The organism is Horticoccus luteus, assembly GCF_019464535.1.
In the GTDB taxonomy this organism is placed as follows: Bacteria; Verrucomicrobiota; Verrucomicrobiia; order Opitutales; family Opitutaceae; genus Horticoccus; species Horticoccus luteus.
This window is the reverse complement of record NZ_CP080507.1, coordinates 3,480,722-3,493,329: the sequence shown is the minus strand read 5'-3', so window position 1 is coordinate 3,493,329 and position 12,608 is coordinate 3,480,722. Positions and strand designations below refer to the sequence as shown.

Annotated in this window: 10 protein-coding genes; 8 read left to right on the top strand and 2 right to left on the bottom strand. The window is 64.2% G+C overall.

The window, feature by feature from the left end; genetic code table 11:
- Nucleotides 1-112 precede the first annotated feature (112 nt).
- Together K0B96_RS14195 and K0B96_RS14190 are read left to right on the top strand one after the other, a co-directional pair.
- Nucleotides 113-1,438, top strand: coding sequence for a phospholipase D-like domain-containing protein (locus tag K0B96_RS14195; RefSeq protein ID WP_220161540.1), 1,326 nt, complete (start codon nt 113-115; stop codon nt 1,436-1,438).
- 71 nt (nt 1,439-1,509) lie between these two features.
- Nucleotides 1,510-2,754 (top strand): TCR/Tet family MFS transporter, encoded by a 1,245-nt coding sequence (locus K0B96_RS14190; RefSeq protein ID WP_220161539.1) that lies wholly within the window; start codon nt 1,510-1,512, stop codon nt 2,752-2,754.
- A gap of 4 nt (nt 2,755-2,758) precedes the next feature.
- Here K0B96_RS14190 and K0B96_RS14185 read toward each other — a convergent pair whose 3' ends face one another.
- The gene (locus tag K0B96_RS14185) at nt 2,759-3,769 is read right to left on the bottom strand and encodes a glycoside hydrolase family protein (RefSeq protein WP_220161538.1); all 1,011 of its coding nucleotides are present in this window, start codon (nt 3,767-3,769) and stop codon (nt 2,759-2,761) included.
- Between the two features lie 146 nt (nt 3,770-3,915).
- Between K0B96_RS14185 and K0B96_RS14180 the strand changes: the two genes are divergently transcribed.
- Nucleotides 3,916-4,929, top strand: a complete 1,014-nt coding sequence (locus tag K0B96_RS14180; protein ID WP_220161537.1) for a phytanoyl-CoA dioxygenase family protein — start codon at nt 3,916-3,918, stop codon at nt 4,927-4,929.
- A gap of 113 nt (nt 4,930-5,042) precedes the next feature.
- Here the strand turns inward: K0B96_RS14180 and K0B96_RS14175 are convergent, their stop codons facing one another.
- Nucleotides 5,043-5,921 (bottom strand): AraC family transcriptional regulator, encoded by an 879-nt coding sequence (locus K0B96_RS14175; RefSeq protein ID WP_220161536.1) that lies wholly within the window; start codon nt 5,919-5,921, stop codon nt 5,043-5,045.
- Nucleotides 5,922-6,067: 146 nt separating this feature from the next.
- Here K0B96_RS14175 and K0B96_RS14170 point away from each other — a divergent pair, with 146 nt between their 5' ends.
- From K0B96_RS14170 to K0B96_RS14150, 5 genes are all read left to right on the top strand, one after another.
- Nucleotides 6,068-6,880 (top strand): phytanoyl-CoA dioxygenase family protein, encoded by an 813-nt coding sequence (locus K0B96_RS14170; protein WP_220161535.1) that lies wholly within the window; start codon nt 6,068-6,070, stop codon nt 6,878-6,880.
- 43 nt (nt 6,881-6,923) lie between these two features.
- A complete protein-coding gene (locus K0B96_RS14165; protein ID WP_220161534.1) occupies nt 6,924-7,748 on the top strand; it encodes a phytanoyl-CoA dioxygenase family protein in 825 nt (274 codons plus the stop codon).
- 171 nt (nt 7,749-7,919) lie between these two features.
- Nucleotides 7,920-8,492 carry a hypothetical protein gene (locus K0B96_RS14160; RefSeq protein WP_220161533.1) on the top strand — a complete coding sequence of 191 codons (573 nt, stop codon included), beginning with the start codon at nt 7,920-7,922 and terminating at the stop codon, nt 8,490-8,492.
- A 27-nt stretch (nt 8,493-8,519) separates the two neighbouring features.
- Complete coding sequence (locus K0B96_RS14155) at nt 8,520-10,190, top strand: GxGYxYP domain-containing protein (protein WP_255558700.1); 1,671 nt, start codon at nt 8,520-8,522, stop codon at nt 10,188-10,190.
- A gap of 104 nt (nt 10,191-10,294) precedes the next feature.
- Nucleotides 10,295-12,559 (top strand): cation:proton antiporter domain-containing protein, encoded by a 2,265-nt coding sequence (locus K0B96_RS14150; protein WP_220161532.1) that lies wholly within the window; start codon nt 10,295-10,297, stop codon nt 12,557-12,559.
- Nucleotides 12,560-12,608 lie beyond the last annotated feature (49 nt).

The window sequence follows — 12,608 nt, the reverse complement described above, 5'->3', positions numbered from 1 at the left end:
GAAGCGATGGACCGGAAAGTTGGGCGCGGGCTCCGCGGTTGCGGAACTGGTTGCCCAAGCGTCGGTCGAGACTGCGCGCCGCGGCAACCCGTCGAGTGGCACCTTCCCTTCAATGTCGCTGTTTCATCGCCACTCTCCCCGCCGTCAGAAACCCAAGCGGGTGCATGAAAAAGGCGACTGGTCGCGATTGTGGATCTGGATCGTGGCGGTGGTGGTTTTGGGCGCCGGCTATTTCTGGCTGACGACCGCCAGCATCGTCGAACATCCGATCGAGCTGCCGACCGGTCCGGCGGATGTGGCGTTCGCGGACTCGGTCGGGCCGCTGCTGGGCGCGGAGTTCAGCCGTGGCAACGACGTGCAAATGCTCGTGAACGGCGTGGAGTTTTTCCCCGCGATGTTGAAAGCGGTGCGGGAGGCGAAGAAGACGATCACGCTGGAGACCTACATCTGGGAGTCCGGCAAAATCAGCGATGAATTCATCGCGGCGCTGAACGAACGGGCGGCGGCGGGCGTGAAGGTCAACGTGATCGTGGACGGGATGGGGACGTTGAAATTCAAGAACGAGGACCGCGACCGGTTGAAGAAGGCCGGGGTGAAGTTGCTGACGTATGGGCGCGAGCATTGGTATGACATCAAGCCCGACATCAACCACCGCACGCATCGCAAGCTGCTCATCGTGGATGGCAAGGTGGGGTTCACGGGCGGCATGTGCATCAGCGACACGTGGAGCGGCAATGGCGACGACCCGGACCACTGGCGGGAGACGCAGGTGCGCATCGAAGGCCCGGTGGTGCGGGAGATGCAGGCGGTGTTCGCCACGAACTGGCTGCAGACCACGGCGGAAGTGTTGCTGGGGCCGGATTACTTTCCGGAGACGTATGCCGTGGGTCGCGCGAAAGCGCAGTGCCTGAAGAGCGGGCCGCAAGAAAACCCGGAGAACGCGCGGATGTCCTACCTGCTCGCGATCGCGGGCGCACGAAAGTCCATCCGCATCGAGCATGCGTATTTCGTGCCGGATGATCTTTCGACGCGCATGTTGCTGCTCGCGCGGGACCGGGGCGTGAAGGTGCAGGTGATCGTGCCGGCGAAAAACGATTCGCACTTCGGTCGGATGGCGTCGCGTTCGCGGTGGGGTCCGCTGCTGGCGCACGGCGTGGAGTTTTACCTCTTCGAACCGGCGATGCTGCACTGCAAGGTGATGATCGTGGACGATGTGTTTGTGACGATCGGTTCGGTGAACTTCGACAACCGGTCGTTTTCGATCAACGACGAGGTGAGCGCGAACATCATCGATGCGGATGTGGCGCGGAAAAATGTGGCGGTCTTCAACCACGACTTGAAGAACTCGCGGCGGTTGACGCAGCAGGAGTTCGAGAACCGGTCGGTATGGGAGAAGGGCGCGGATTGGTTCTGCGGCCTGTTTCGCTCGCAGTTGTAGGCGAGCGCGGGACAGGGCGCCGGGCTGCTGCGGGCTCGCGTTTGGCGGGCCGCCGGCCACGGTTCGGCGGGATGAGCGATTCGCGCGCGCGCACTCCGGCCGTCGGGTTTATTTTTGTCACGTTGGTGATGCTCGTGCTGGGGTTCGGCATCGTGGTGCCGGTGCTGCCGGGCTTGGTGACGGAATTCGAGCACGGCAACGTCGCGCAGGCGTCGCACGACTATGGGTGGCTGGTGGCGATCTTCGCGGTGATGCAGTTCGTGGCGTCGCCGATTTTGGGCGCGCTGTCGGATCGTTTCGGTCGACGGAAAATCATCCTGGTGGCGTTGGCGGGCACGGGTCTGGATTATCTGATCATGGGCTTCGCGCCGAATTTGGGCTGGTTGTTTGCGGCGCGGCTGGTGTCGGGAGTGACGGCGGGGGCGCTGGCGGCGTGCAACGCCTACATCGCGGATGTGACGCCGCCGGAAAAGCGGGCGCAGGCGTTCGGGTTGGTGGGCGCGGCGTTTGGCGTGGGCTTCGTGCTGGGGCCGGCGATCGGCGGGCTCGCAGGGCAGATCAATTTGCGGCTGCCGTTTTTCGCCGCGGCGGGGTGCGTGGGGCTGAACTGGCTCTATGGCCTTGCGGTGCTGCCGGAGTCGTTGCCGCCGGAAAAGCGCCGGGCGTTTTCGTGGCGGCGGGCGAATCCGGTGGGATCGCTGCTGCTGCTGCGAAAGTTCAAGGGCGTGCTCGATCTCGCGGGCATGCAGTTCGTGTTCATGTTCGGCTCGGTGATGCTCCAGAGCATCTGGGTGCTCTATACGGCGTATCGTTACCACTGGCAGACGGGGCAGGTGGGGGTGTCGCTCGCACTCGTCGGCGTGATGAGCATGATCGTGCAGGGGCGGCTCGTGAAACCGATCTTGGGCTGGCTCGGAGAACGCCGCGGGTTGCTCGTGGGCCTGGTGTTATCCGGCCTCGTGATGATCGGCTACGGCATGGCGACACAGGGCTGGATGATTTATGCGCTGATCGTGGCGGGCGGGTTTGGCGGAATCGCCGGGCCGGCGGCGCAGGCATTGATCACGCGCGAAGTGCCGGGCGATGAGCAGGGGGCGGTGCAGGGATCGCTGGCGGGCTTGAACAGCCTCGCGGCGATCTTCGCGCCGATGATCGCCACGTGGAGCTTCGGCTATTTCATCGCGGCGGACACGTGGGTGCACCTGCCGGGCATCGCGTTTTTCGAAGCGGCGGCGTTGCTGTTCGTGGCGGCGGCGATGGCGTGGAAGTCGTTTCGCACGGGGCACCACGCGCGGTCGGCGGCGGCGCGGGCCTGAGCGCTCAGGCCGGTGGGCGGAGCGGGAGGTCGAGCCACGCGAGGCCGACATCGCGCTGCATGTTGGTGGAGATTTCGCCGTGGTTGCCGTCGTAGAAGAGCGCGAGGCGGCCATCGATCGGGAGCACGGAGGGCATGCCGATCGAGCGTTGGGACCACGTGCAATTGTGCCGATCAAGGACGATGGCCTTCTGGTGCTGGTCCCAACGGCGGGGATCGCGCGACCAGTAAACCCAAATGGCATCGCACCACTCGCCGATGGTGCCGTCGGCCCGGCGTTCGGAGGCGACGTGGTTGGTGAACAAGAACCACAGGCCATTCGTGGGCTCGAAGTAGACGGAGGTGTTTTCCACCTGTTCGTTAACGGGGAAGAGCGGTTCGGGATCGATCGTCCACGATCCGGCGAGGTCGCGTGTGCGGGCGAGGCCGAGCGTGCGTTGGTAGATGCCCGCGGGTGAATCGGTGGTGGAGCTGAAATACTGCAGATACTCGCCGCCTTCGCGCAGCACGAAACCGGGGCTGGCGGTGAGCGAGTGCCATGTGCCTGGTTGCGGGACGAAGGGGCGCACGTCGTAGTGTTTCGTCCACGGTCCGGCGAGCCGGGGGGCGGTCGCGGTGAGCGTGAGGTAGGGGAAGGACGGGATGTAATCGGGAGCCGGCGAGGCATTCGGCGAAGCGACGTAAAACATGCGCCACTGCGTGCCGTCGTGGATGACCCACGGCGACGTGGCGGTGGCGGAATCGGGCGAGCCGGGCGAGCCGAAGTCGAGCAGGGGCCCGTGGCGCTCCCAGTGAACCAGATCGCGGCTGGTGGCGAGACACACGAGCCAGCCGCGCGGTCCGGCGCCGTCGTAAAACAAATGATACACGCCGTCCTCGAGAAAGACATTGGCTTCGCGCGCGCCCAACATGTCGCACTGCGCGGGACCTTCGCCATGGCGGAAGATGACGCCTTGATCGCGGGCAGCGAGGCGAAGTTGAGCAGAGGGGCGACCGTCGGGAAACGTCGTGGGCATGGTCGGCGGATGGTGGGAAGGCGCGGAACGTTGGCGAGTGGATACTGGACGTGCTCCGGGGCGAAATCGTGGAAGGTGTTTATCCACCAGCAAAGGTGATTGCGGGCTATTGCCGGCCGCGGGCGGGCATGCGATACTTTGGCCCGATGAGCATTCCCCTTCCCCTCACGCCGGCCCAGGTCAAATCCTTCCACGACGAAGGCTTCTTGATCGCGCCCAATGTCTTCGCGCCGGCGGACCTTGAGCCGTTGCGGCGGGAAATGGCGGTCGCCATCGACCGCAAAGCCTGCGAGCTGCAGGCGGACGGGAAATTGACGAAGTTGCATGCGGAGCTGGATTTCGACCACCGGCTCGCGGCGATCTATCGCGATTCAAAGGAGAACGGCGAGGCGATCATGCGGCATCTGGAGGGGTTGCGCGGCGGCGGATTTCACGCGCCGGAGATGTTCGACGTGATCGCGCATCCGCGGTTGCTGGCGGCGGTGAGCGCGTTGCTGGACACGGAAGAAATCATCGCGTCGTCGGTGTATCGCATCCGGCCGAAGTTGCCGAATCTGGGGCGGGGGATTGTGCCGTGGCATCAGGACAGCGGTTACCTGGCGGCGTCGTGCGACCAGCATTTGATCATCACTTGCTGGGTGCCGCTGGTGGATGCGACCGTGGAAAATGGCTGCATGCAGATTCTGCCGCGCACGCACAAGGGCCGGGTCGCAGAACACCGGACGGGCGGCAACGCGGGCTTTTTGGTGATCGAGGACCAAGATCTCCCCGCCGATCCGCGTCGGGCGGTGACGGCGGCGTGTCCGCGGGGCGGAGTGGTGTTCATGACGAATCGCACGCCGCATTGTTCGACGCCGAATTACTCGGACCACATTCGCTGGAGCGTCGATCTGCGTTATCAGTCGGCGGAGGTGCCGAACAACGCGGGGCTGTGGCCGGAATTGGAGGAGCTCGGCGATCTGGCCACGCCGGGTTTTGATGAGAAGGTCACGGTGGCGTGTTATCCACCGGAAGCGGATTTCGTCGTGCAGAGCCGCCAGCATCCGGAAACGGTGACGCGTTACGAAGAATACGTTCGCCGTCGGGAGGTTTACGATAAGACGCCGGTGCCGTTTTCGGCCTACGGCCGCTGGCCGAAAGAAGCGACGGTCGCGAAGTGAGTGAGGGGTGAGGCGCGGGGCGAATGGAGGCTGAGCGCGGGGTGAGGGCACCCCGCCCAGCGTCGCAGCCGCGAGGGTGCCTGGCGCACGCCCTGCGGCCACATTGCGCGGCCTTAGGGAGCGGGAGCGACTTTGCTGCCGTGACGCCACGCGCGCGGGGTGAGACCGTAGCTGCGGCGGAAGAGCGTGCTGAAGTGTTGCGAGGAACTGAAGCCGTGGCGGAGTGCGGTTTCAGTGATGGCGGCCGCGGGTTGCCGCAGGGTGAGGCGGGCGGCCGCGAGCCGGAGTTGCAGGTGATGCGCGGCGGGGCTGACGCCGACTTCGCGCCGGAATTGCGCGCAGAAATGGGGGACGCTGCGCGCCATGGCCATCGCGGCGAGGTCGCGGAGCGGCACGCGGCGGTCGAGGTTTTGCTCCATGAACGCAATGGCGCGTTGCACGGGGAAGGAATAGGGCAGGGCGGTCGCGGCAGGCGGGCGCTCGCGGCCGATCGCGAGCCGCTGGCTCACGAGAGTGACAAAGAGCTGGATGTAAGCCGAGACGGCTTCGAGGCGCCGCGGGTGATGCGCCACCACCTGCGCCACCAGGCCGCGCAGCACGGGTTCCACTTCGGGGCAGCTGGTGAGCAGACGCACGCGGCGGGCGCGAAGTTCCGTGGCGAGCTGGCGAGCGGCGGGGCCGAGCGCGTCGAGCTTGAGGCCAACCCAGAGATGGTGGTTTTCGGGATTGGGCTTTGGGCCGGTGCCGTGCTTTTCGCCGGGGAAGGCGACATAGAGATCGCTCATCTCCTGCGTGCTGACCTCGCCGCCGGCGCGCCACGTGGCGACGCCGCGCGAGAGGTAGAGGAATTCGAAGCCCTCGTGGCTGTGCAGCGAGCGATGGTGGCCGCGGCAGCAAAGCGCCTCGCCGCAATGCGTGAGCGCAGCGAGCTCGTCGACGGGGCGTTCGTAAAGAAAGCCGCTGATAATCTGGGGATCGCGATAAACTTTCACGGGAAGAGCTGGCGTTCAGTTATTTTTACGGTGGCCTAAGAATCTATACATTTCCAACGAATAATCTGAACGCGCTTTTCGCGCCGGCGTGATAAGGTCGGGGTCGCTTGTTTCCGCTGATTTCACCCGCGGGCTTTCTTCCCCCGATGTCCACCACTCAAACACCTTCCCGTCAGCTCACCGACCGGCAACGGGAGGCTTATCTGCGCGACGGCTACCTGCTGGGACTTCCGCCCATTTATACGGCGGAAGAAATGGCGGGGCTGAATGCGGAGCTGCCTCACCTGCTGGCCCTGCTGCGGCCGGGGGAAACGACGAACGACATGCGGGAGTGGCACCACGAGAGCGCGTTTCTTTACGAGATCGTGATGAATCCCAGGATTCTCGATCTGGTGGAGGGGATTCTCGGCCCGAATTTCTACGTGTGGGGCAGCCATTTTTTCATCAAACCGGCGCACAGCGCGGGGACGGTGCCGTGGCATCAAGACGCCTACTACTGGCCGCTCTCGCCGTGTAATACGGTGACCGCGTGGCTGGCGTTTGACGACGTGGACGAGGTCAATGGCGGGATGAAGCTCATCCCGGGCTCGCATCGCGGCGGGATTATCAAGCATCGCCAGCGAGACGACGACAAGGCGGTCATCAAACTCGAACTCGAAGAAGGCACGTTCAACGTCGATGACGCGGTGCAGTTCCGGCTGAAAGCGGGGGAGATTTCCCTGCACGATGACCGCGCGATCCATGGTTCGCAGGCGAATCCGTCGGACCGGCGGCGCGCGGGTCTGACGATCCGTTACTCGGGCACGAACGTGAAAGCCGACGTGGGCAAGAGCCCGGAGTTCACGGCGCATTTGTGCCGCGGCGTCGATACCTACGGCCACACCTATTACGGTCCCGTGCCGACGCAGCGTTACGGCCGCAAGGAGCGGACTCCGCCGGAGCCGGCGGCGCGGAATTGATCCGCCCGGTTGCGCCCCCCGTTACACCCAACACTTTTTCTTTATGTCCACCGCCACCCAATCCAATCCCTACCAGCTCACCGCAGAGCAGAAGCGTTTCTATCATGAAAACGGCTACCTGCTCGGTCTGCCGCCGATCTACACGCGCGAGGAAATGGCGCGCATCAACGCGGAGTTGCCGCACTTGCTCGCGTTACTCGAACCGGGCGAGACGACGAAAGACATTCGTGAATGGCACGAGACGAGCACCTATCTCTACGAGATCGGAATGAACCCCAAGATTCTCGATCTGGTGGAAGGAATTCTCGGGCCGAATTTCTATCTGTGGGCGAGCAACTTCTTCATCAAGGAGCCGCACAGCATGTCGACCGTCGGCTGGCATCAGGATTCTTACTACTGGCCGATGGCGCCGAACAATTCGGTGACGGTGTGGCTGGCGTTTGATGACGTCGACGAGGTCAACGGTGGGATGAAGCTCATCCCCGGCTCGCATCGCGGCGGCGTGATCAAGCATCGGCGTTCCGAACAAACCTCCTCGGTGCTCACGCTCGAACTGGCCGACGGCACGGATTTCAAGGCGGACTCCGCGGTGCAGTTTCGCCTGAAGGCGGGCGAGTGCTCGCTGCACGACGATCGCGCCATCCACGGCTCGCAGGCGAACCCGTCGGATCGGCGGCGTGCGGGACTGACTCTCCGTTATTCCGGGACGAACGTGAAAAACGATTTGTCGGTGAATCCGAATTTCAAAGCCTACATGTGCCGCGGGGTGGACGAGTTTAAACACAACCCGTATGGCACGCCGCCGAAACAGCGGTATGGGCGGCCGGCGTTCAAGCCGGTGAGCAACGAAGAGGCCGGCAAGGCGTAAGTCGCCGGGCACTTGTTCTGCGCGCAAGCGGCCGGGGCAATCGTCCCCGGCTGCTTCGTTTTTGGACCTCAGCGGGTGGCGCTCGGGAGCGTCGGCGGCCTCACGTCCGGAAAGGAATCTTTCAGAAATATTCAATTTGAGACGCGAAGTGGGTGGGCACTTTGTGCGGGCATGTATCGCGTCATTTTGTTTTGGGCGGCTCTGCTATCCGTCGCTGCGACGGCGGAAGCAGCGAACGGAAACCCTCAGCTCGCGCGCATGGCGGGCACGTGGCGAATGGACCCGGCGGCGAGTGTCGATCTCGCGGCGTGGCAGACGATGGATCTGACGATCGCGGTCGACGGCGGGAAGGTGACGTTGACGCGGCATCTCGCGGCGGGCCGGAGGTCCTACGACGAAGTGACGGCGCTCGATCTCGCGAAGGACGTGAACGTGGTGCCCTTGCCGTGGTGGAGTGCGAACCGGCATCTCGGCGCCTACAGCGGCGGCGACCACACGAAGAAGGTGCGGGTGCAGTTGCTGGAGGGCGGGCGGATTTTGCGGACGACGGCGGACTTCGTTCTCGACACGCAACAGGGGCCGCACCCGGTCAACGTGATCACGGACTACCGGCTCTCGGCCAGCGGCACCCAACTCACGGTCATTGAATTGCGCAGCACGCGCAACCAGCCGTTGGTGTATGTCTTCAAGCGGCCGGGCGACAAGTCGATCGGGACCGCGGTCGACGGCGAGAACGCGGAATAAACCCGCTCAACCTTACGCGCAGCGCTCATGAAATTCCCCAAAATTTTCACCTTAGGTTTGATGTTCGCCGTGCCGTTCGCGGCGTGGTCGGTGGCGCACGCGCAGCCGATTCCGCATCGCGTGGACAAGGCGCCGGCGGAGGCGACGTTGATTCCGCTGTCTCACGACTGGCGGATGGACGGCGACGTGCCGGTGCACGCGTTGCTCCTGTCGTTGCAGGGGCTCGCGAATCGCGATTACCCGCGGATCTATCTCGAATATCCAAAGGACTGGCAGTGGGAGATCGTGCGTCCGCTGATCGGGTTTCTCGAGCGGCGGCACGGCGTGAAGTTTGACCGGCTGGCGGAGGACGATGCGGACGCGGCGCTGACGAAGTTCGCGCGTTATGCGAAGGGCTATGTGGTGTGGGACAAGAGCGTGCGTTCGTCGCTGATCGTGGCGTTCACGATTTCCGGCGTGGAGGACGCGGTCGTCGTGAACGAGGACCTCATTCCGCTCGTGGAAAAGCACGGGTTGAAGAAAATCGCCGATTTGCGCGGCCGCTTCACGGGGCAGCCGGATCACGCGATTTATCAGTGGGCGTATGATCATTACTGGACGAAGTGTTCGCGGGATTACTACGTGCTGCTCGGCGGGCCGGCGGGGGATGAGATGCAGCCGGGCATCGCGGATTTCGGGGTGATGCAGCGGGCGTTTTTCACGGATTTGTCGGCGAATCCGAAACACCCGCAGGAGCTGGCGCTGGAGAAGAAGATTCTCGGCGGGCAGCATCCGGCGAGCATCGTGCTGGGCTGGCATTCTTACGGAAAAGACACGGAAGGGCAGCATACGACGCTCGTGGGCAATTTCGGGTTGAAGATGGAGGGGCTGCACAACCTGCCGAACGTGTCGTTCACGTGTCAGATTCCGCTGACGCCGGATTTTCATTACACGAACAACCAGTCGGTGGCGCTCGATGCGAAACTGACGCCGGAGAAGAAGGTTTACATTGCGGCGGTGGCGACGGATTCGATGGGCATCGGCGCGTGGACGCAGCCGGGGCGCGGGAAGATTCCGTATGCGTGGCAGGTGTTGATGAACTGGTCGTGGATGAATCCGCCGGCGCTGCAGTTTTTCTACGAGGACAAGACGCCGAACGACTACTTCATCGGCGGGCTCAGCGGCCCGGGTTACATGTATCCGAAATCGATTCCGCCGGCCAAGTTTCCGGCGTTGATGAAGGATGCGCGAGATTTGATGAAGCTGCTGGATCTGCACGTGCTCGAGATCATGGACTACTCGGAAGGCAACCGGCACGTGGGCAACACGGACCTGCCGAAGGAACTCGTCGATCGCTACTATCACGAGTTTCCGCACGTCATCGGTTTCATCAACGGTTACGGGACGGCGCGGACGTTTGATTTGCGCGACGGGAAGCCGCTGATCAGCTACGACTACTACCTCGATGTGCGACGGCCGATCGCGGACGCGGCGGCGGATTTGGAGGAGATGATCCAGCTCAATCCGCAGCGGCCGTATTTCCTGCTGATGCACGTGCGGGAGCGGAATTCGGTGGAGAAAGTGGCGGCGATTCTGGGGCGTTTGAGTGAGCCGGTGGACGTGGTGCCGCTGGACAAGTTTCTGAAGCTCGCGGCGGGCAATAAAACTTACCAGACGCGTTACGAGGAGCCGGGCGACCCGATTGACCGGAATCCGTGAGGGCCGCGCGAAGTCGGGCGCTTGGGCGGGGCGCGCCGCGGAGGGCGGCGGCGGGAAAATTGGTCTTGGCGTGGGAACGGAGGGCGGGAGAGTAGCGCGAGCGCATGCAAGGGGTCGACCTCATCCAGGATTTTGCGACGCTCCTGCTCGCCGCGGGAGTCGCGGGTGTGTTGTGCAAACGCATCGGGCTGTCGGTGATTGTGGGCTACTTGCTCGCGGGCGTCATCATCGGGCCGCACACGCCGCCGTTTTCCATGATCGTGGACGAGGGGCGGATCATGGCGCTGTCGCAGGTGGGCCTCGTGTTTCTGATGTTTTCCATCGGGCTGGGATTGAGCCTCACGAAATTCGGACGACTCGGCGTGACGACGATCGTGGGCACGGCGCTGGGGGCGTTTTTCGTGTTGAACTTGACGCGGTTGCTCGGGCTCGCGGTGCACTGGCCGGCGGCGCAAACGCTGTTCGTGGCGGCGATGTTGATGGTGTCCAGTTCGGCGGTGATCGCGAAGATCGTGAGCGAGCTGAATCTCGCGCACGAGCGGTCGTCGCAGCTCGCGCTCGGGATCACGGTGTTGGAAGACGTGGTGGCGGTGGTGATGTTGACGGTGTTGGGAAGCCAGGTGCCGCGGGGGACGGGCGAAGGGATGGGGTCGCTGCTCGGAGGGCTGAGCGCGTTTGTGGTGTTGTTGATTGGCGGCGGGCTGTTGCTGGTGCCGCGGTTGATGCGTCGGCTGGAGGCGCGGGCGGATCCGGAGTTGCAGACGATCGTGGTGGCGGGCGTGCTGTTCCTGCTCGCGCTGGCGGCGGTGAAGGCGGGTTATTCGATCGCGCTGGGGGCGTTTTTGTTTGGGGCGATCGTGGCGGAGATGCCGCAGAAGAGCGGAGTCGAGCGGGCGTTTGGCGGATTGCGCGACGTGTTTAGCAGCGTGTTTTTCGTGTCGATTGGCATGATGATCGATCCGCGGCTGGTGTTGTCGGCGTGGCCGTGGGTGCTGGGGCTGGCGGCATTCGCGTTGGTGGCGCGGCCGATCGCGACGGGGCTGGCACTGATCATCGTGGGCACGCCGCCGCGGGAGGCGCACCGGGCGGGGTTGCTGCTCACGCCGCTGGGCGAGTTTTCGTTCATCATCGCGCAGGTGGGGGTAGCGGCGGCGTTGCTGCCGGCGGAGTTTTATTCGGTGGCGGTGGGCGCCTCGATTTTGACGGTGTTTGCGATGCCGGTGATGAACCGCCATCGGGATGCCATCATCCGGTTCGCGGAACGCGTGGAGCCGGGGTGGTTGTTGCGGGCGATGGACGCGTATCATCGCTGGATGCAGCAAATGCAGGAGCGGCCGGCGCCGCCGCTGGCGTGGAAGCTGGTGCGCGGGCGGCTCGGGCAGATGGCGATCGAGGGGTTGTTCGTGACGGGCGTGCTGATTTTTTCGAGCCCGGTGCTGGCCTCGGCGGAGGACATGTTTCTCGCCTCGTGGCAGCACGAGAACGTGGTGACGTATGGTTTCTGGGCGTTGGTCACGGTGCTCGTGCTGGTGCCGCTCGTGGCGATCTGGCGCAATCTGGCGACGGTGGCGATGATCGCGGGAGAATCCGTGGGCCGGGGGCATTTGCCGGCACCGCTGGTGGAGCGGACGATCAAGGCGGTGGGGGCGGTGGGGCTGGCGTATTGGTTGTATGCGATTGTGCCGCTGGAAGAACTGCCAGGCTGGGGCTGGGCGGTGCTCGCGGCGGCGGCGGCGCTGGTGGTCGCCGTTTTTTCGCAGCGACTGATCTACTGGCACAGCACGTGGCAGAATTCGTTGCAGCAAGTGCTGGCGGATGCGACGAACTCGCGCGAGCAGGCGCGGATCACGTTGGGCGAAAATCTGGAGGCGTGGCAGTTGCACCTCGGGGAATGCGTGGTGCCGGATGCCGCTTCGTATGCGGGGAAGGCGTTGCGGGAGCTCGCCATTCCGGCCCGCTTCGGCGCTTCGGTCGTGGAGGTGGAGCGCAACGGCTACGTGGTGTCGTCGCCTTCGCCCGATGTCGCGCTGTATCCGGGCGACAAGTTGCTGTTGCTGGGGGCGACGGAACAGAACCGGGCGGCGCAAAAATTTTTGGAGAGCGAACAACGCCGCCATGGTGAGGCGGAGGAGTTTGGCGGCAGCGTGCTGGAGACGTGTCGCGTGCCCGCCGGGCCGCACGCGGGCCAGACGCTCGCGGCATCTGGTGTGGCGATGCACACGGGGGTGCGGGTGGTGGGCATTCAGCGGCCGGGGCAGCAGATTTTGAATCCTGGCGGCGACGAGCGTTTACTCGAAGGAGACAGTGTGCTGGTGCTCGGCACGCTGTCGGAGATCAAGCGCTTCCGGCGGTGGCTCGTGGAAGGGTGAACGAATAAAAACACGGGTTGCACGGCGGGCCGCGACGGGGTGTCGGAGC